The organism is Corynebacterium lujinxingii, from assembly GCF_014490555.1.
In the GTDB taxonomy this organism is placed as follows: Bacteria; Actinomycetota; Actinomycetes; order Mycobacteriales; family Mycobacteriaceae; genus Corynebacterium; species Corynebacterium lujinxingii.
Genome location: NZ_CP061032.1, coordinates 1,499,036 through 1,517,166 on the forward strand (window position 1 = coordinate 1,499,036; position 18,131 = coordinate 1,517,166).

The 18,131-nt window shown below is 64.7% G+C and carries 20 protein-coding genes; 3 read left to right on the plus strand and 17 right to left on the minus strand.

Features of this window, described 5'->3' with window-relative positions:
• Position 1 precedes the first annotated feature (1 nt).
• Genes ispG through dxr form a run of 3 tightly spaced genes read right to left on the minus strand, consistent with a single transcriptional unit; the run spans position 2 to position 3,630 of the window.
• On the minus strand, positions 2–1,165 hold the full coding sequence (ispG, locus tag IAU68_RS07500) for a flavodoxin-dependent (E)-4-hydroxy-3-methylbut-2-enyl-diphosphate synthase (protein WP_171192691.1): 1,164 nt from the start codon (positions 1,163–1,165) through the stop codon (positions 2–4).
• A 20-nt stretch (positions 1,166–1,185) separates the two neighbouring features.
• Positions 1,186–2,394, minus strand: coding sequence for a M50 family metallopeptidase (locus IAU68_RS07505; protein WP_171192692.1), 1,209 nt, complete (start codon positions 2,392–2,394; stop codon positions 1,186–1,188).
• Positions 2,395–2,430: 36 nt separating this feature from the next.
• Complete coding sequence (dxr, locus tag IAU68_RS07510) at positions 2,431–3,630, minus strand: 1-deoxy-D-xylulose-5-phosphate reductoisomerase (protein ID WP_171192693.1); 1,200 nt, start codon at positions 3,628–3,630, stop codon at positions 2,431–2,433.
• Positions 3,631–3,790: 160 nt separating this feature from the next.
• On the opposite strand from dxr, the gene IAU68_RS07515 reads away from it, so the two are divergent.
• The gene (locus IAU68_RS07515; protein WP_171192694.1) at positions 3,791–4,306 is read left to right on the plus strand and encodes a DUF2631 domain-containing protein; all 516 of its coding nucleotides are present in this window, start codon (positions 3,791–3,793) and stop codon (positions 4,304–4,306) included.
• Positions 4,307–4,359: 53 nt separating this feature from the next.
• Here IAU68_RS07515 and rlmN read toward each other — a convergent pair whose 3' ends face one another.
• The 3 genes from rlmN to frr are packed head-to-tail and all read right to left on the minus strand — an operon-like array spanning position 4,360 to position 6,995.
• Entirely contained in the window at positions 4,360–5,463 is a 1,104-nt protein-coding gene (gene rlmN, locus IAU68_RS07520) for a 23S rRNA (adenine(2503)-C(2))-methyltransferase RlmN (protein ID WP_171192695.1), read from the minus strand.
• 52 nt (positions 5,464–5,515) lie between these two features.
• Complete coding sequence (locus IAU68_RS07525; protein ID WP_171192997.1) at positions 5,516–6,430, minus strand: phosphatidate cytidylyltransferase; 915 nt, start codon at positions 6,428–6,430, stop codon at positions 5,516–5,518.
• A gap of 7 nt (positions 6,431–6,437) precedes the next feature.
• The gene (gene frr, locus IAU68_RS07530; RefSeq protein WP_171192696.1) at positions 6,438–6,995 is read right to left on the minus strand and encodes a ribosome recycling factor; all 558 of its coding nucleotides are present in this window, start codon (positions 6,993–6,995) and stop codon (positions 6,438–6,440) included.
• Positions 6,996–7,069: 74 nt separating this feature from the next.
• Between frr and IAU68_RS07535 the strand changes: the two genes are divergently transcribed.
• Positions 7,070–8,146, plus strand: a complete 1,077-nt coding sequence (locus IAU68_RS07535) for an amidase family protein (RefSeq protein WP_171192697.1) — start codon at positions 7,070–7,072, stop codon at positions 8,144–8,146.
• Here IAU68_RS07535 and pyrH read toward each other — a convergent pair.
• The 3 genes from pyrH to rpsB all read right to left on the minus strand — a co-directional run bounded on the left by pyrH (position 8,135) and on the right by rpsB (position 10,968).
• Entirely contained in the window at positions 8,135–8,818 is a 684-nt protein-coding gene (pyrH, locus tag IAU68_RS07540) for a UMP kinase (RefSeq protein WP_222129927.1), read from the minus strand. The genes IAU68_RS07535 and pyrH overlap by 12 nt on opposite strands.
• Before the next feature lie 204 nt (positions 8,819–9,022).
• Complete coding sequence (gene tsf / locus IAU68_RS07545) at positions 9,023–9,841, minus strand: translation elongation factor Ts (protein ID WP_171192699.1); 819 nt, start codon at positions 9,839–9,841, stop codon at positions 9,023–9,025.
• A 194-nt stretch (positions 9,842–10,035) separates the two neighbouring features.
• Entirely contained in the window at positions 10,036–10,968 is a 933-nt protein-coding gene (rpsB, locus tag IAU68_RS07550; RefSeq protein WP_171192700.1) for a 30S ribosomal protein S2, read from the minus strand.
• Positions 10,969–11,280: 312 nt separating this feature from the next.
• On the opposite strand from rpsB, the gene IAU68_RS07555 reads away from it, so the two are divergent.
• Complete coding sequence (locus IAU68_RS07555) at positions 11,281–11,802, plus strand: M23 family metallopeptidase (RefSeq protein WP_171192701.1); 522 nt, start codon at positions 11,281–11,283, stop codon at positions 11,800–11,802.
• Here the strand turns inward: IAU68_RS07555 and IAU68_RS07560 are convergent.
• The 8 genes from IAU68_RS07560 to rplS form a co-directional block, all read right to left on the minus strand.
• Complete coding sequence (locus IAU68_RS07560; protein WP_171192702.1) at positions 11,765–12,658, minus strand: tyrosine recombinase XerC; 894 nt, start codon at positions 12,656–12,658, stop codon at positions 11,765–11,767. The genes IAU68_RS07555 and IAU68_RS07560 overlap by 38 nt on opposite strands.
• Positions 12,659–12,676: 18 nt before the next feature.
• A complete protein-coding gene (locus tag IAU68_RS07565; RefSeq protein ID WP_171192703.1) occupies positions 12,677–13,855 on the minus strand; it encodes a DNA-processing protein DprA in 1,179 nt (392 codons plus the stop codon).
• A complete protein-coding gene (locus IAU68_RS07570) occupies positions 13,852–15,417 on the minus strand; it encodes a YifB family Mg chelatase-like AAA ATPase (protein ID WP_328700687.1) in 1,566 nt (521 codons plus the stop codon). Before IAU68_RS07570 ends, IAU68_RS07565 begins: the two co-directional genes overlap by 4 nt.
• Positions 15,362–15,742, minus strand: a complete 381-nt coding sequence (locus IAU68_RS07575) for a YraN family protein (protein WP_171192704.1) — start codon at positions 15,740–15,742, stop codon at positions 15,362–15,364. Before IAU68_RS07575 ends, IAU68_RS07570 begins: the two co-directional genes overlap by 56 nt.
• A 72-nt stretch (positions 15,743–15,814) precedes the next feature.
• Positions 15,815–16,120, minus strand: coding sequence for a DUF2469 domain-containing protein (locus IAU68_RS07580; protein WP_171192705.1), 306 nt, complete (start codon positions 16,118–16,120; stop codon positions 15,815–15,817).
• Positions 16,117–16,767: a ribonuclease HII gene (locus tag IAU68_RS07585; RefSeq protein WP_171192706.1), complete on the minus strand. Its 651-nt coding sequence runs from the start codon at positions 16,765–16,767 to the stop codon at positions 16,117–16,119. The genes IAU68_RS07580 and IAU68_RS07585 overlap by 4 nt, the downstream gene beginning before the upstream one ends.
• A 4-nt stretch (positions 16,768–16,771) precedes the next feature.
• Positions 16,772–17,500: a signal peptidase I gene (lepB, locus tag IAU68_RS07590; RefSeq protein ID WP_231699140.1), complete on the minus strand. Its 729-nt coding sequence runs from the start codon at positions 17,498–17,500 to the stop codon at positions 16,772–16,774.
• 181 nt (positions 17,501–17,681) lie between these two features.
• Positions 17,682–18,029: a 50S ribosomal protein L19 gene (rplS, locus tag IAU68_RS07595; RefSeq protein ID WP_095555173.1), complete on the minus strand. Its 348-nt coding sequence runs from the start codon at positions 18,027–18,029 to the stop codon at positions 17,682–17,684.
• Positions 18,030–18,131 lie beyond the last annotated feature (102 nt).

An 18,131-nucleotide genomic window follows, 5' to 3' on the forward strand; every position in this document is an offset into this window, starting at 1 on the left:
GTTAGCGAGTGACCTTGACCTCGGCCTTGGCTCCGGCGACTTCCTCGAGGCCTTCCTCCTCGGCGATGCGGTTCGCGTATTCGATGAGTGTTTCCACGATCTTGGATTCCGGCACCGTCTCCACTACCTCGCCCTTGACAAAGATCTGGCCCTTGCCATTGCCGGATGCCACGCCGAGGTCGGCGTCGCGTGCCTCGCCCGGGCCGTTGACAACACAGCCCATCACGGCGACGCGCAGCGGGAACTCCATGCCTTCGAGGCCGGCAGTGACCTCCTCAGCCAGCTTGTACACGTCCACCTGGGCGCGGCCGCAGGACGGGCAGGAAACGATCTCGAGCTTGCGCGGGCGAAGGTTCAGGGACTGCAGGATTTGATCTCCGACCTTGATTTCCTCCACCGGGTCGGCGGACAGCGATACGCGGATAGTGTCGCCAATACCCTCCGAGAGCAGCGCACCGAAGGCAACAGACGACTTGATCGTTCCCATAAACTTCGGGCCCGCCTCAGTCACTCCGAGGTGCAGCGGGTAGTCCGTCTTTTCGGCGAGCTGGCGGTAGGCCTCCACCATCAGCACTGGGTCGGAGTGCTTCACCGAGATAGCGATGTCGCCGTAGCCGTGCTCCTCGAACAGTCCGGCCTCGTAGATAGCGGATTCCACGAGCGCCTCCGGCGTTGCCTTGCCGTACTTGGCCAAAAGACGCGGATCGAGCGAGCCGCCATTGACGCCGATGCGGATCGGAATGCCTGCGTCGCCTGCCGCCTTGGCGACCTCCTTGACGCGGCCGTCGAACTCCTTAATGTTGCCGGGGTTCACGCGCACAGCCGCGCATCCAGCGTCGATCGCCGCGAAGATGTACTTCGGCTGGAAGTGGATATCCGCGATCACCGGAATGGGAGATTTCGCCGCAATCGCCGGCAACGCTTCAGCGTCGACGGTCTTCGGGCACGCAACACGCACGATGTCGCAGCCCGCGGTGGCGAGCTGCGCAATCTGCTGCAGGGTGGCGTTGATGTCGTGCGTCTTCGTGGTGGTCATCGACTGCACGGAAATCGGGTAATCCGAGCCGACACCGACGTCGCCCACCATCAGCTGGCGGGTCTTTCGACGTTCGGCCAAGGTGGGTGCTGGGCCTTCTGGCATGCCTAATCCGATGGGGGTATTCATGGTGGCTAACTCTAGCACCGCTAGCCAAATATTCGGATGGGGTTGACCACGTCCGCTGCCATCACGAGCACGCCGACGACGAGCAGCAGCGCGGCCATGAAGTAGGTCAGCGGCATCAACTTCTCGTAATTCGCGGGAGCACCCGGCCCAAGCCCGCGCAGCTGTCGGATAAAGTCGCGGATCTTTTCATAGAGCACCACCGCGATGTGACCGCCGTCGAGCGGCGGCAAGGGCACGAGGTTAAACAGCGCCAGGAAGAAGTTCAGGCTGGCCAGCATCATCCAGAACACGGCCCACTGGTTTTGCTCCGCGAGCTCGCCGCCGGTGCGCGACGCGCCGATCACGCTGACAGGCCCCTCGATGTCGCGTTCACCGCCGAAAATCGATGCGACCACCCCCGGGATCTTGCCCGGGAACGAGATCAGCCCGTCCACCGTCGCGCCAAGCAGCTGTCCGGTGAAGTGCGCCGTCGCGGGCACAGCCTCAACCGGTCCGAACTGCTTCACCGCGTCTTCTACCGGGGCAGCCATAATGCCCACAGCACCTGCGTGGACGCGCTCGCCAGTGGCAGGGTTGATGCGCTCGACATCCCCCAAGGGCACTGCGATGCTTTGCGACGACCCGTCGCGCTCCACGTCCAGCGTCACCGTCTCCCCCGGGCGCGCAGCAACGTAATCACGCAGGTCGGCGAACGTCTCCAACGCTTGGCCGTCGACAGCGAGTATCTTGTCGCCGGCGCGCACGCCAGCCTCGCCGGCAGGGCCGGGCCCGGTGCAATCCGCCAAGGTATTCTCGTCCACCTGGTCGGCAACACAGACGGTCTTTTCTACCCTGGGGGTGAAGTCCGCCTGCGGGTTCGGAATCCCGGAGAAAACCGCGACGAAGTATATGACCACAACGCCGACGAGGATGTTCATCACAATGCCGCCGGCGAGCACCGCGATGCGCTGCCAGGCTGGCTTGTTCACCATCGCGTGCGGAGCCTCCTCCGCGGTGACCGGGTCCATTGCAGTCATGCCGGCGATGTCGCAGAACCCGCCGAATGGAAGCGCCGCAAGGCCGTATTCAGTGCCGCCACGCGTGGTGGACCATACGGTAGGACCGAAGCCGATGAAGTAGCGACGAACCTTCATGCCAAAGGCGCGCGCCGTGAACATGTGCCCCGCCTCGTGCAGAGCAATCGACGCCGTGATCGCGAGCGCGAAGACGACAATGCCGAGCGCGCCCATCACACATCTCCCCCGAGGTTGAAGGAGCCGGCCCGGCTAGCGCTTTTCAATACGCGCGATGGCGGCGTTGACACGCTCGCGGGACCGAGCCTCAATCCGCATGACGTCAGACACATCCTTGGGAGCTTCGGCGAACTCACCCGCCGCGTCAAGTACTTCGCCGATGATGTCCACAATTTGCGGGAACTTGATTCGTCCCGCGAAGAACGCCTCGACAGCGCCCTCGTTGGCTGCGTTGTAAATCGCCGGGAACGGGTCACCGAGACGTGCCGCCTGGCGGGCGAGGCGGACGGCCGGGAAGACATCGTCGTCAAGCGGCTCGAAGCCCCACTCAAACGCCTGCGTGAAATCGAGCGACTCCTGGGCCTTGGGCACGCGGCGCGGCCAGTTCAGCGCAAGCGAGATCGGCAGCTTCATCGACGGCGGCGACGCCTGCGCGATTGTTGCTCCGTCGGTGAACGTGACCATGGAGTGGATCACCGACTGCGGGTGGATGGTCACGTCGATGTCGTCCGGGTCGATGCCGAACAACAGGGAGGCCTCGATGAGTTCCAGCCCTTTATTCACCATCGTGGCGGAGTTGATCGAATTCATCGCACCCATCGACCACGTCGGGTGAGCGACCGCCTGCTCCGGCGTAACACCGAGCAAGTCGTCGCGCTTCATCCCACGGAACGGGCCGCCGGAGGCGGTGAGCACCAAGCGGGCCACCTCATCGCGGTTGCCCGAGCGCAGACATTGCGCCATCGCGGAGTGCTCTGAATCCACCGGGACAATCTGGCCCGGCTTCGCGGCATCGAGCACCAGTCGGCCGCCGGCGACAAGCGATTCCTTATTTGCAAGCGCCAGCGTCGCGCCACGCTTCAAAGCGGCCATCGTGGCCGGCAGCCCCGCAGCTCCCACGAGTGCATTCACGACGACGTCCGCGGGCTGGGACTCCACCAAGCCCGCAGCACAGTTGTCGCCGGTGATGACGAATCCGCCAATCTCCTTGGACACGATCTTGGCACCTTCGATATTGCGCACCGCAACCTGGTCGGCGTGCAGGCCGAACTCCCTCGCCTGCTCGATGGCACGCTCAGGCTTGTTGCCGCCGGTGGCTATGCCGACGACGTTAAATTTGTCGCGGTTTTCCCGGATCACTTCCACGGCCTGAGTGCCGATGGAACCGGTCGAGCCCAAGATCAATACGTTTCGCACGCGTCCATAGTGCCATGACCCCACCCGTTTCGGCATTATAGTAGCCCTAATCATCAAAATGTGGTGCGAAAGTTTGAACCCCTTGGGGGTTATTGTCGCCGTCTCCGGCTGGGGTGTGCGATGATAGGCAGCGATAGTTTCATCATTTCCGGCGATCGCACCCGCGATCGTTCCAGTGCTGATAAGGAGCGTTGCAGTGGCCCACGCAAAGGAAAACGCACCCCAGGTGTACAACGGTGTCTCTGAGGCAGACGTCCCGTCTGCCCGTTTCGGCTGGAGCGGGCTGAGCGACGGCGCAATCCAGACCGCAGGCTGGATCTCCGTTGCCTTCCTCATCGCCTACAACTTCGGCAATCACGAGGGCCACGTCGAGACCATTTGGCTCATCGCCCTCGCTGTGCTCATCGCGCTCGGCCTGATCCTGTTTGCCACCAAGCCGAAGCTCAACCAGGTGCGCACCGTCACCTCCCACAACAAGCCGGCTGGCCACCAGGAACCGGATTGGATCTACAACCAGGCCACCCTGTCCGGTGATGTGTACGAAAACCTCACCGACAGCCAGCTGCGCGCCCTGAACATCGAGCCGGGTCGCGTCGCTCACCTGCGACCGGCACGCACCGAGCGGACCGCTGTCGAGCGCCCGGCGACCACCCGCGAGACCGTCGAGGTTATCGAGGTCGAGTCCACCGGCGGAAAGCACGAGCGCATCTAGCACTCGCTCATCGACGAAAACCCGCCGCGCCACCCCGGCACGGCGGGTTTTCGCTACCCCGTCTTCTCCTCCGCTGCGAGCTGCCCGCACGCCGCGGCGATCTCCTGACCCTTCGTGTCGCGAACGGTGCACGGCACACCCTGGGCGGCGACACGGCGCACGAACTCGTCCTGGCGCTCCTTCGGCGAGGCGTCCCACTTCGAGCCCGGCGTCGGGTTCAGCGGGATCACGTTAACGTGCACGCGCGAACCGAGCGCTTGGTGGAGTTTCTTCCCCAGCATGTCGGCGCGGAAGTCCTGGTCGTTCATGTCGCGGATCAACGCGTACTCGATGGACACACGCCGGCCCGTCTTGTCGGCGTAGTAACGCGCAGCGTCGAGCACCTCTGAGACGGCGAAGCGGTTGTTCACCGGCACCAATTCGTCGCGAAGCTCGTCGTCCGGGGTGTGCAGGCTCACGGCGAGGGTGCAGGACAGGTCTTCGTCGGCAAGCATGCGGATCTGGGGCGCAAGCCCCACTGTGGAGACGGTGACGTTGCGCTGCGAGATGCCGAACCCGTCCGGCGACGGCTGCGTGATCTGACGCACCGCCTCGACGACGCGCTTGTAGTTCGCTAGCGGCTCGCCCATGCCCATGAACACGATGTTGGACAGGCGGGATCCTTCCGCGGCCATCATGGCGGCTGCGGCGCGGACCTGGTCGACGATCTCCGCAACAGAAAGGTTGCGGTCAAGCCCGCCCTGGCCCGTCGCGCAGAACGGGCAAGCCATACCGCAGCCTGCCTGCGAAGAGATACACAGGGTCGCCCGGCCCGGATAGCGCATCAACACGGACTCGAGCAGGATGCCGTCGTGCAGGCGCCACAAGGTCTTTGTGGTGTCGCCCTCGTCGGTCTCCCATGTGCGGACCGGGTGCAGCAGCGTTGGAAAGAGCGCGTCTTTCACAGTCTGGCGCTGCGTCTCCGGCAGGTCCGTCATCGTCAACGGATCGGCTTCGAACTTGCCGTAGTAATGGCGCGCGATCTGGTCGGCGCGGAACTTAGGCAGGCCGAGGTCCTTGAGGGCGTCGATACGCTCCTGCTTCGACAGGTCAGCGAAGTGCTTCGGGGGCATGCCGCGCTTCGGCGTGAGAAGTTGGATTTGGGGGAAATCGCTCATAGTGCGCCCCATCTTTGCACGTCGTGCGGTGGATTTCGAATCTACAGCGCGACTACGCCGGGTTCATCAACGCAATGGTGGTGAGCAGGATATACGTGGCAGCTGCAGCCGGCAGCATCCCGTCAAGGCGGTCCATGATCCCGCCGTGGCCGGGCAATAGATTCGACATGTCCTTGATGCCCAGTTCGCGCTTGAATTGGCTTTCTACCAGATCGCCCATCGTCGCGCAGATCACCAGCGCAATGCCGAGGACGATGCCCATCCACCACGGACCGTGAATGAGGAACGTGACCACGAGGATGCCGGTGATAATGCCCGCGACAAGCGAGCCAGCGAAGCCCTCCCAGGACTTATTCGGGCTCACCGCCGGGGCCATCGGGTGCGAGCCAAACATGACGCCCGCCGCGTACCCGCCGACGTCGTTCGCAACCACGCACAGCATGAAGGCGACGATGAACGCGGAGCCGTCTACCCCGCCCTCGCTGATCATGGAGATCATCGCGGCGAAAGTACCAAACAGCGGGATCCACGCGAGCACGAACAGGCTCACCGCAGTATCGCGCAAATAGTTTTCGGGACGGGTGTCCCTGCCCTGGTGGAACATTCCCCAGAACATGACCACCAGCACGGTGAACGCAAACCCCGCGACCAACCCTGTGGTCTCGTACGGCACCGACAGCCACAGCATCGCCTGACCGAGGATGATCAACAGCGTGCGCGGCTGCTGGTAGCCGGCTTCACGCAGCCGGGTCATCACTTCCCACATCGCCAGCGCCACAGAGGCGGCGACGAGCGGGTACCAAGCCGGCGGGCCGATCCACACTGCGGCGATGACAAGCGCACCGAGGACCACACCAGTGGTGATCGCGGCACGCAGGTCGCGGCCCGCACTATTTTTCGGCTTCGGCGCGTGCACCGGCCACCGGCTCGGGGTCGCGCGTTCCTCGTGCTCCTCGTGGTCTTTAATGAGCACGCTAGACCTCCAGCAGCTCGTCTTCCTTGCGCTGCACGATCTCGTCAATCTGGGCGACGAAGCCCTGCGTGGTTTTGTCCAGCGCCTTTTCTGCGGAGGTGACCTCGTCCTCGCCGGCGTCGCCGTCCTTCTGGATCTTCTTCAGTGCTTCCATGCCCTGGCGGCGGATGTTGCGGATGGCGATCTTGCCGTCCTCACCCTTCTGCTTGGCTTGCTTGACCAGGTCGCGGCGGCGCTCCTCGGTGAGCTGCGGGACGGAGACGCGGATGACCTGACCATCGTCGGTCGGGTTGACGCCCAGATCCGAGTTGCGGATGGCGTTTTCAATTTCGCCCATGGTGGACATGTCGTAGGGCTTGATCATCAGCATGCGCGGTTCCGGCACGGAGACGGTCGCCATCTGGGTAATCGGGGTCGGCACACCGTAGAAGTCCGCCATCACACCGTTAAACATTGCCGGGTTGGCGCGGCCGGTGCGGATGGTGGACAGGTCCTCTCGTGCGTGGTCGACGGAAGAGGTCATGCGCTCTTCGGCGTCAAGCAAAACATCATCAATCATGGGTAAATCCCTACCTTTTCTTGATTCGGCGTCCCTACTAACCTACCAGCGCATCCGACGCCTACACTGGCGCCATGCTGCACCCCGCGTTCACTTCGCTTCCGCCACGCGAGACGCGGCCGTATCCACGCACCGGAAGCCTCGCCGGCTGGGCGATCCCGGTCAAAGACGGCACCGACATCGCGGGCGTGGAAACCACCCACGGCAACCCGCAGCGCGCATACGTAGCGACGACCACCGACCCCTTCGTCCTCGACCTCCTGGCCCGCGGCGCGGAGATCCCGGCGAAGACACTGACCTCCGAGCTCGGCGCCACCTGCTACGCGGAACGCCCCGGCGTACCAGTATTGGAATCACCCGCCTACCCCGGATGCACACCCGGTGGATCATCCACGGGCGCAGCCGTCGTTGTTGCCGACGGCACCGTGCGCGCAGCACACGGCACGGATGCCGGCGGCTCCATCCGGGTACCAGCCGCGGCCTGCGAAGTCGTGGGATTTAAGCCGGCAAGCCAGGGGCTTTCCGCGAACGGATTTCTCACCCGCGCGGTGACCGACCAGTACACGCTGTGCGGCTGGTCGCGGCCCAAGCGGCGGCCGGTGCGCATCGGTGTGCTCACCGAGGGGATTTTCGCTGATCCAGATGTGGACGATCGGCGCGGTGCTCTTGTCGACAAGCTCGCAGGAGCCCTCGATTTTGACACGGTGGCTTTGAAACCGTACCAAGAGTCACGCGAGACGTACGCGCACTTTTCCACCACCATCACCGCGAGTTTCCGAAACACGGATCCGTTAGATAGCGACTACATCACGTGGCTGGTCGAGCAGTCCCACCGGCTCACGCGGGCACGCATCGAAGCCGCCGCAGCCCACCGTCGCGCACTGCCCGCAATGCTGGCGGCCCAGTGGGACGTCGACGCAGTGCTCTCCCCCACGCTCGCCACCGACCCGCCGAGGATCGGCTACTTCCCCGCGCTGCACCCAGAGGAGTCGTTCCACGCGCAGACCGCCTGGTCGCCGTGGTGCTCGCTGTTCAATATGATTGGCACCCCGGCGATCGCAATCGGCGGGGTGCACCTGGGAAGCCTCACGCTCACCGGTCCGGAGTTGTTGGCGGTGGCGGAGGTCGTCGAAAAGCGGCTACGCGACTAGCGTGCCCACCTGCTCACCGGAGACGGCGCGCGCGATGTTGCCTTCCTGCAGCAGGTTGAACACCAGAATCGGCATGTTGTTGTCCATGCACAGGCTGAACGCGGTGGCGTCGGCGACCTTCAGGCCGTGCTCGATGACTTCCCGCGGAGAAATCTCCGAATACAGCTTCGCGTCCGGGTTCTCGCGCGGATCGGAGTCGTAGACGCCGTCGACACCCTTGGCCATGAGAAGCACCTCGCAGCCGATCTCCAGCGCGCGCTGGGCTGCGGTGGTGTCGGTGGAAAAGTACGGCATGCCCATGCCGGCGCCGAAGATGACCACGCGGCCCTTCTCCAGGTGGCGCACCGCACGCAGCGGCAGGTACGGCTCGGAGATCTGCGCCATGTTGATGGCGGTCTGCACGCGGCAATCTACGCCCATCTGCTGGAGGAAGTCCTGCAGCGCGAGGCAGTTCATCACCGTACCGAGCATGCCCATGTAGTCCGACCGCGCACGGTCCATGCCGCGCTGCTGCAGCTGGGCTCCGCGGAAAAAGTTGCCGCCGCCGATGACAACTGCCACCTCGGTGCCGCCGCGGGCAACATCCGCGATCTGGCGGGCGACAGACTCGACGACATCGGGATCGATGCCGACCTTGCCGCCGCCGAACATCTCACCCCCCAGCTTCAGCATGACTCGCTTGAAACCTGTGCGGTTGGGGTTGAGGTCAGTCACCGTAAAACGCTCCTTTGCGCGGATGGCCAAATGCGGGTTGTTCGGAGACGATCTTAGCCACGCCTCCGTCGGAGTTTAGAAACGCTGGGCGTAACGACGAAACCCCGCGCCGCCGCCCACGCTCACGCGGGCAGGCAACACGGGGTTGCGGTGCGAGATGGCTTACGCCTGGCCGACCTCGTAACGCACGAAATCGGTGATCTCGATGCCGCTTTCCTCAGCGAACTGCTTCACGGTCTTCTTGGAGTCAGCCAGGGACGGCTGGTCGAGCAGGACTACGTCCTTGAAGAAGCCGCCCATGCGGCCCTCGACGATCTTGGCGATGGCAGCCTCCGGCTTTCCCTCGTTGCGGGTGATCTCTTCCTGGACCGCACGCTCCTTCTCGACGACGTCAGCCGGCACGGACTCCTGGTTGAGGTAGCGGGCCTTCATCGCAGCGATCTGCAAAGCGACCTGGTGTGCAGCCTCCGCGTTGTCGCCCGTGTAAGCGACGAGCACACCGACGGCCGGCGGCAGGTCCGCAGCCTTCTGGTGCAGGTACTTCGCCACCTGGTCGCCCTCGATGGTGGCGGCGCGACGCAGCTCGAGCTTTTCGCCGATCTTGGCGGAGAGGCGCTCCAGAACGTCGTGGGCGGTCTCGCCGTTCACATCAGCCTTGGCCAGCTCCTCCTGCGAGTTCGCCTTCACTGCCGCAGCAGCGTTTGCGATCTCGGCTGCGAGGTCCTTGAACTCCTGGTTCTTGGCCACGAAGTCGGTCTCGGAGTTGATCTCCACGATGGTGTTGCCGGAAACAGCAACGAGGCCCTCGAGCGCGTTGCGCTCTGCGCGCTTGCCCACGTCCTTCGCACCCTTGATGCGGAGGTTCTCGACGGCCTTGTCGAAGTCGCCGTCGGTCTCCTCGAGCGCCTTCTTGCAGTCGAGCATGCCGGAGCCGGTGATCTCGCGGAGCTTCTTGACGTCAGCAGCAGTGTAGTTCGCCATATTGGGCGATCCTCCTCGTGAAAATGTTGCGTTAAGGTTTCAAACCGTTTCAAGCGTAGCCGACGAGCGTGCCGGCGGCATGACTTGCCACGTGTATATGCGCGCACCCCGCGCCCGCCGCGTCCCGGCCGGGAACCGGCGGACGTGAGCGGAACGCGGGGTGTGCGTTTCAATGCTGGCCGAAGCCAGTCGGCTTACGCCTGGGTTTCGGACTTGTCGTCCTGCTTGGCCTGCTCAGCAGCGCGGACAGCGTGCGGCTGCTGGACCTCCGCGACCTCCTGCGGAGCAGCGGTCTCGGCGGCGGCAGCGGCCTTCGCAGCGTCGGCTGCGGAAACCTCGTCGGAAGACGCGGCCTGTGCGGCAGCCTCAGCAGCCTCAGCCTGACGCTTCGCGTCGGTGTCGCCGGCGGCGTCGCGTGCGGCAGCGAGCTGGCGCTCTTCGCGCTGCTGCTTACCAGCGACGACTGCCTCGCCCACGATGTGGGTGAGCAGCTTGACGGCGCCGATGGCGTCGTCGTTGCCCGGGATCGGGAAGTCGACAACGTCCGGGTCGCAGTTGGTGTCCAGGACAGCCACGACCGGGATGCGCAGCTTCTGCGCCTCGTTGACGGCGATGTGCTCCTTGTTGGTGTCCACGATCCAAAGCGCGGACGGAGCCTTGGTCATGTCGGCGATACCGCCGAGCACGCGCTCGAGCTTGACGCGCTCGCGGGTGAGCATGAGGACTTCCTTCTTGCCGCGACCTGCGTAGCCGTCTTCGGCTGCGTCCATCGCCTGGAGTTCCTTCATGCGGCCGATGCGCTTGGACACGGTCTGGAAGTTGGTGAGCATGCCGCCCAGCCAGCGGTGCGTCACGTACGGCATGCCGACGCGCTGCGCCTCTTCCTGGATCGGCTCCTGCGCCTGCTTCTTGGTGCCAACGAACAGGATGGTGCCGCCGTGTGCGACGGTCTCCTTGACAAACTCAAATGCCTCATCGATGTAGGTCAGCGTCTGCTGAAGATCGATGATGTAGATGCCGTTGCGCTCCGTGAAGATGAAGCGACGCATCTTCGGGTTCCAGCGACGCGTCTGGTGACCGAAGTGGACACCGGCGTCGAGGAGTTCACGCATGGTTACAACTGCCATGGGAAAGTCTCCTTCGGAGAATGTAGTTCGGTTACTTATAAGGTCTCACGTGCGGGTTTTTATCCCACACCCTGGCACCGTGTCTGCCCCGCACCCTGTGAGAGGGACCGTCGCTGAGCAGGCATTATCCGGCGCGCGTAGTCAGTCGGTGCACACTCGCACAAACTGCCCCGGCAACCTTACCCGCTCATGTGCAGAAAACCCAACTCATCTGCACCGTTGTGGATAACTCGTGGCTCAACATGCCCGGGTTGTCCACAGATTTTCCGCCGCCTCTTCCACCGACGCCTGCCGGTGTGCTCCATTGAGAGCATGCGCTTGACGACGACACCACGCCCCGCCTTGGCCATCCTCACCACCTTGATCCTATGTGCTCCGCGGCCCGCCTGGGCCTGGGTGGACCCGGCAGCCGGCACACCGCACCCGCAAGAGGTCGCCCGGCCCGCTTCGATCCCGGAACAGAATTGGAAGCCCGGCCATCGGGGTGTTGACCTGCCATTGCGCATCGGTGCCCCGGTGGTGGCCGCCGGCGACGGTGTGATTGCCTTCGCTGGCTCGGTCGCGGGCGCACCGGTGGTGACCGTCGAGCACGCCGGCGGGATCCGCACCACCTACCAGCCGGTGCGCACGAATCTCCCGGTGGGAACGAGCGTGCGCGAGGGTGAGACGATTGGGGTGCTGGCGCGCTCGTCGACACGCTTTGCGGGCGAGCACGACGGCCTGCACTGGGGCGCGCTGACTGGGCCGGACAAATACATCGACCCGCTCACACTGCTCGAGCCGCCGCGGATCCGGCTTAAGCCCGTGGATGCGCCCGGTCGTAGACGTTCTTGAGCCGCTGCGCGGAGACGTGGGTGTAGATCTGGGTGGTCTGCAGGCTCGAGTGCCCCAGCATTTCCTGCACGACGCGCAGGTCCGCGCCCCCTTCGAGCATGTGGGTCGCGGCGGTGTGGCGCAGGGTGTGCGGGCTGATGTCGGCCACACCCGCGCGCTGCCCGGCGCGTTCGACCACGCGGCGCACCTGACGTTGGTCGATGCGTCCGCCCCGCGTGCCGACGAACATCGCGTCGTCGACCTTCGCAATCTCAGCCCTGCCGAACTCGAGCCACTCGCTGAGCGCGATTGTGGCTTCGCTGCCGAACGGCACGACGCGCTGCTTGTTGCCCTTACCGGTCACGCGCGCGAGCCCGCGGCCGAGATCGACATCTGCGATGTTTAAGCCGGTGAGCTCGCCGACGCGCATGCCGGTGGCGTAGAGCAATTCCAGCATGGCCCGGTCCCGTAGGTGCTCGGCCGGGTGGGCGTCGTCGGCGGTGTCCGCCTCGACGAGTTCGGTGGCGCGCTCAGCGCGCACCACGTTCGGCAGCGGACGGTTCACCTTCGGGGCCTTAAGCCGAGCCGCGACATCCTGCTCGATGTAGCCCTGCCGGTACGCCCACGTGGAAAACGCGCGCGCGGCGGCGGTGCGACGGGCCAGGGTGGCGCGACTGCGCCCGGCGCGCAAGGCGTCGGCAAGCCAGGCGCGCAGGGTGGGCAGGGTGAACGCGTCGAAGGTGTCCGCGTACCCGGTCAGTGTGCCCAAGTCGGAGACGTAACCTTTCACCGTGTTCGGGGATCGCCCGAGCACGAGCGCGGCGTAGTCAGCGAAATCGTCGACTGCCGCCCGGATCTGCCCCACAGGTTGACTCATGTCACGGCAGTTTACTCGTTACTCAGTGCGCGACCACACCTTTCGCTCACGCTGGACCACACCCCGCTTCGCCAAATCCATCAGGATGTGCACCGTCAGTCCGATCGTGAGGCCGGCATCGGCGGCGATATCCTCGGCGAGCCGCGCGCCCTCCCCGGCGCGCGGCAGGGCGTCGTAGATGCGCAGCTCGTTGTGGCTGAGTTGCTGCACGAGTGTTTTCGGGAAGTTGAGTTCCTGCTGCAACGCCTCGTCGATCGTGCCCGGTGTGCTGATCATCTCGTGGATCTGATCCGCGTTGAGCACCATCGTCGCCTGTTCCTTCTGAATCGCGAGATTGGTGCCGAGCGACTCGGTCGCCGTGATCGGCCCCGGCACCGCCATCGCCTTGCCGTTGAAGGTGTTCACCCACTTCAACGTGTTTAACGCCCCGGAGCGGAAGGCCGCCTCGACCAGCACGGTGCCCTGGGTCAGGCCGGCGACGAGCCGATTGCGGGTGAGAAAGCGGTGCCGATCCGGCGTGGTCCCAGGCGGGTACTCTGTGATGATCGCCCCGCCTGAAGCGCACACCCGCTCGAACAACATCTCGTTGCTCAGCGGGTAGTAATATCCGGGCCCGCACGCCGCGACGACTACCGTGGGCGCGCCGCAGTCGAGCGCAGCCCGGTGCGCTGCCGTGTCGATGCCGAGCGCCCCGCCGGAGACGATTGTGTACTGGTGCTTTGCCAAACCCTGGACCAGGTTTTCCGTTGCGCCGCGTCCGTACGCCGTCGCGGTTCGCGTGCCGACGATGCCCACTGACTGCGCAAGCAGCGTCGCCAGGTTCGCGTTGCCTTTCACCCACAGCGCGTGCGGTGCGACCGCGTCCTGGTCGAGGTCGAGCTTTCTGCCCGACTCTGGATAGTCACAGTGGAACACCTGCTTGATGCGCTCACCGGGCCACTCCGGTGAATCGGAGGTGACCAACTTGTACCCGGCGGCTTTGGCGCGCTCGAGGTCTTGGGCGGGCTGGTCCCAGGTGTAGCGGTGCTGCGTCTGCGGCCCTAACGAGCCGAGCCAACTTGCGCGCGTGCGCACTCCGTGAGCGATCTGGTCGGCAGTCTTGCCCTGCGACAGCAGATGCTGCAGGTGGATGGACGGCCCCTCCACCACGCGCGAAAGGTACGCCCAAGATTCCGGTGAACTTGGTGGCTTGGTCATGCCGCCATCTCCTCGGGGGCGGTGCGCATGTCAACCGCCCGCGCCACGTGATCGATGTCGGGGCGCTCGACGCCCTCAAGATCGGCGAGCGTCCACGCCACTTTGAGACTCCGGTCCACACCGCGCTGGGTGATGCCGCCGGTGCGCAGCAGCGAAGACATATACGCCATCGCCGCCTCGTCCGCCGGGAACTCGCGCCGGATCAGCGGCGGCGCAACTCGCGCGTTGACAGTTTCGTTCACCCCCGCGCTCGCCCACCGCCGGTGCGCACGCTGGCGCGCATCTGCGACGCGCTCGGCGATCACGTGCGACGGCTCCGCTTCAAATGGGTTGACCACTGTCGAATCCGCAGAGGTGTGGATGAACACGTCCAGCCGGTCGAGCAGCGGCCCGGAAACATTGCGCAGATGATTCGCCCGGTCCACTACCCGGCAGGTGCAGTTGCCGTTGATGCGCTGGCAGGCGCACGGGTTGGCGGCCAGCACGATCTGCGCATCCGCCGGGTAGATCACCTCGCGGCGTGACCGGGTCAGGCGTACCTCGCGTTTTTCCAGCGGGATCCGGAGCGCGTCAAGCACTTGCGCGGAAATCTCCGAGGCCTCGTCCAGAAACAGCACACCGTGGTGCGCCTGGCTGACCACACCGGGGCGAGGCACCCCGGATCCGCCGCCGATGAGCGACGCCTTGGTCAACGACGGGTGTGGCGCGATGAACGGGCGGTTGGACACGATCCCCCCGCTTGAGATCCCCGCCGCCGAGTGCAGTGCGGTAACCTCCACCATCTCCTCGATGGTCAGCGGCGGAAGGATCGACGGCAGACGCTCCGCCAGCATCGACTTACCTGACCCCGGCGGGCCGATCATCATCACGTGGTGCCCACCCGCGGCCGCAACTTCCAACGCTTCACGCTCGGCGGACATGCCGGCGATGTCGGCGAAGTCCGGCCCCGCCGCCCGCTCACACACCTGCGGCTCGCCGACTTGCTCCAACTGTGTTTCGCCGGCAAGCCACGCCCAGACCTGCGCAAGCGAATCGGCCACCAGGATGTTGCGCGCGCCCAGCAGCGACGCCTCCGCGGCATTTTCACGCGGCACGACGACGGTGGTGGGGCGGGTGCTGGAGTCGTCGTGAAGCATCGCGATGAGCATCGGCAGCACCCCGTCGACGCGACGAAGCGTGCCATCGAGCGCTAACTCGCCGAGCAACATCGTGCGCTCGAGCCTGCACTGCACGCGCGGGTCGAGGCTGCCGAGCACCGCCGCGGCTATCGGCAGATCAAAGTGTGAACCGGCCTTCGGCAGGTGCGCTGGCGATAGCGACACCATAATTTTCGTGCGCGGCCACGGCAGCTGAGAATTCGAGATCGCGGTGCGGATGCGCTCGCGCGACTCCTTCACGGCGGCGTCGCCAAGGCCCACCATGTGCATGCCTGGAAGGCCCGGGCCGACGTTGGCTTCCACGGTGACTAGCCGCGCCGTAATGCCTTCGACCGTGGCGCTGATCGTGCTAGCAAGCGGCATCTTCCACCCCCGGAAAACGCCGGATGATGCAGTCTTCGCCATCGATGACGCACTCCACGACATCGAAGCGGATCTCCCGGTACCCCAACTCCGGATGCTTCTCCAGCCACTGCGCGGCGCAGCGTCGCATCGTCTGAAACTTCTTCGCCGTAACCGCCTCCGCGGCGCCGAATCCGCCACCGCGACGCGACTTCACCTCGACGAACACAATCGTGCCGTCGCAGCCTTCAACCACCGCATCGATCTCCCCCGAGATCATCCGCTGGCGCTGGCCTAACAGCGTGTACCCCTCCTCGAGATACCACTTCACCGCGGCGCGTTCCCCCGCAAGGCCCAGCTCGTGCTGGGCTGCGTAATCCGTGTGCATGTACTCCCCCTGTCATTATTCGGACCAAAGTGTTGGTGCCTATTTAGACGGGGAAAGTACGCCTTTGGTTCCCTACTCGGGGAAGGTCAACTCAGGTTTGTCCAACTCTTCGATGTTGACGTCCTTGTACGTGATCACGCGCACGTAGCGCACGAAGCGCACCGCACGGTACATGTCCCACACCCACGCGTCCGACATCAACACCTCGTAGTAGACGTCGCCGCCGTCGGTGTGCGGGATGAGTTTCACCGCGTTGGCCAGGTAGAAGCGGCGGTCGGTCTCCACGACGTAGGAGAACTGGCTGGCCACGTCGCGGTACTCGCGGTACAGGGAGAGTTCGACTTCTGCCTCGTAATTGTCAAGATCCTCGGCGCTCATGCACGACCCCTTAACTCAGTGTGGAACCTGTCAGCATCCCTGACGTTCGAATAACTATAACGGTGTTCCCTACTTGCCCCGTGGCGGCGCACCGCGTCCATGTGCACCTTCGTGGAATAGCCCTTGTGGCCTTCCAGGCCGTAGACCGGATACTCGGAAGCCATCTCGGTGACCAACCGGTCCCGGCTCACCTTCGCCAGCACACTGGCGGCCGCGATACAGCGCGCCGTGTAGTCGCCGCCGACAATCGGCAGTTGCGGCGCGCGCAGCCCCGGCACCCGAAACGCGTCGACAAGCACGTACCCCGGATCCACGCCCAAACCAGCGACGGCCCTGCGGGCGCCATCGAGGTTGGCGTGTTGGATGCCCCGGCGGTCGATCACCGCCGCCGGGACGTGGATGACGTCGTAGGCGATCGCAGCGGTGCGGATGTCGTCGTAAAGCACCTCACGCTTTTTGGCGCTGAGTTTCTTGGAATCGGTCAGCCCGTCCAGCGCGGCGATCGGCTCCGGCGGCAGGACGCACGCCGCGATGGTGACGGGACCGAAACAGGCGCCGCGCCCGGCCTCGTCGATACCCGCGACGGGACCCAGTCCCGCCTTTTCCAGCGCGACTTCGTAGGTGCGCAGCTGTTTGAGTCGGCGCACTGCCCTACTGCTGGATGTCCGGGTCAGACACACCCTGGATGCGGCTGAGCGGGAAGACCACCGACTGCACCTTGCCGCGGATATTCTCCTCCGGAATCGTGCCCTGGTACTGATCCCCCAGGTGGTAGCGCGAATCCAGCGAATTGGTGCGGTTGTCGCCCATCATGAAGTAGTTGCCCTCCGGCACCGTCACCGGACCGAAGTACGGCCCGCCGCAGGCGTCGGAGCCGTTCGAGGGATCCACCGGGTAGAAATTGGGCTGCAGCGTGTACGACTGGTCGATCGGCTCGCCGTCCACCATCACCGCAGGGTCACCCTCCTGGCAAGACACCGTCTGGCCGCCGGTAGCAATGATGCGTTTGACCAGCGTGTTCTCATCCTTGGGCACGAGGCCGACCCAGGAGCCGACCTCCTGCATGCCGCGGATCACCGGGTTGGAGGAACGGTTCGAGGAAAAACCTGTGTTCCACGAATCAGTACCGGCAAACACGATGACATCGCCCGGCTCCGGGTCAGAGAAGTAGTAACTGACCTTCTCCACAAAAATGCGGTCGCCCGAGCCGTCCTCGCCGTGCAAGGTCGGTTCCATCGACGCGGACGGGATGACGTAAAGCCGGCCGATGAAGGTCTGCAGCACGAACATGATGACGAGCGTGAGCGCCACCACCACCGGAATCTCGATGTACCAGGGCAGGTCTTTCTTCTCCGCCTGCTTGTCTTCCACCGGCGCCACCTCGTAGGCCTCATCCCCGGTGGTGTAGGGGTTGTGCGGCTTGGGGTTCTGCGGCTGCCCGTTCGCGGGCACGTTCGTGTTGGTCACCCGGCATACGTTAGCACCGCGGGCCGACACTTCCGAGAACGCAACGTGCCCCGCCCGAGCGAACTCGGACGGGGCACGCGATGCCGGCTAGAAACTAGCGGCGCTCCTTGATGCGGGCAGCCTTGCCGCGCAGGTCGCGCATGTAGTACAGCTTCGCGCGACGGACGTCACCCTTGCGGACGACCTCGATCTTCTCGATATTCGGGGAGTGCACCGGGAAGGTACGCTCAACGCCAATACCGAAGGAAACCTTGCGGACGGTGAAGGTCTCGCGGATGCCGCCGCCCTGGCGACGAACGACGAAGCCGGTGAACACCTGGGTACGGGTGACGGAACCCTCGATAACTTTGACGTGCACGTCGAGGGTATCGCCCGGGCGGAAATCCGGGATATCGTCGCGGAGCTGGCCTGCGTCGACCAGATCAATGATGCCGTTGCTCATGAAAGCAATCCTTTTCGTTTCGGACAGAGGACCCTGGCGGCTCTTCCCCTTTTGGGGCGCTCGGCCGGTTCGTGTCGGTTACAACAACCTGCAGCATTTTAC

Coding starts and splice junctions, on each gene's coding strand:
- ispG (WP_171192691.1), bottom strand. CDS start 1,165: ATGAATACCCCCATCGGATTAGGCATGCCAGAAGGCCCAGCACCCACC.
- IAU68_RS07505 (WP_171192692.1), bottom strand. CDS start 2,394: ATGGGCGCGCTCGGCATTGTCGTCTTCGCGCTCGCGATCACGGCGTCG.
- dxr (WP_171192693.1), bottom strand. CDS start 3,630: ATGCCGAAACGGGTGGGGTCATGGCACTATGGACGCGTGCGAAACGTA.
- rlmN (WP_171192695.1), bottom strand. CDS start 5,463: ATGAGCGATTTCCCCCAAATCCAACTTCTCACGCCGAAGCGCGGCATG.
- frr (WP_171192696.1), bottom strand. CDS start 6,995: ATGATTGATGATGTTTTGCTTGACGCCGAAGAGCGCATGACCTCTTCC.
- IAU68_RS07535 (WP_171192697.1), top strand. CDS start 7,070: ATGCTGCACCCCGCGTTCACTTCGCTTCCGCCACGCGAGACGCGGCCG.
- pyrH (WP_222129927.1), bottom strand. CDS start 8,818: ATGCTGAAGCTGGGGGGTGAGATGTTCGGCGGCGGCAAGGTCGGCATC.
- tsf (WP_171192699.1), bottom strand. CDS start 9,841: ATGGCGAACTACACTGCTGCTGACGTCAAGAAGCTCCGCGAGATCACC.
- rpsB (WP_171192700.1), bottom strand. CDS start 10,968: ATGGCAGTTGTAACCATGCGTGAACTCCTCGACGCCGGTGTCCACTTC.
- IAU68_RS07555 (WP_171192701.1), top strand. CDS start 11,281: ATGCGCTTGACGACGACACCACGCCCCGCCTTGGCCATCCTCACCACC.
- IAU68_RS07560 (WP_171192702.1), bottom strand. CDS start 12,658: ATGAGTCAACCTGTGGGGCAGATCCGGGCGGCAGTCGACGATTTCGCT.
- IAU68_RS07565 (WP_171192703.1), bottom strand. CDS start 13,855: ATGACCAAGCCACCAAGTTCACCGGAATCTTGGGCGTACCTTTCGCGC.
- IAU68_RS07570 (WP_328700687.1), bottom strand. CDS start 15,417: ATGGCGAAGACTGCATCATCCGGCGTTTTCCGGGGGTGGAAGATGCCG.
- IAU68_RS07575 (WP_171192704.1), bottom strand. CDS start 15,742: ATGCACACGGATTACGCAGCCCAGCACGAGCTGGGCCTTGCGGGGGAA.
- IAU68_RS07580 (WP_171192705.1), bottom strand. CDS start 16,120: ATGAGCGCCGAGGATCTTGACAATTACGAGGCAGAAGTCGAACTCTCC.
- rplS (WP_095555173.1), bottom strand. CDS start 18,029: ATGAGCAACGGCATCATTGATCTGGTCGACGCAGGCCAGCTCCGCGAC.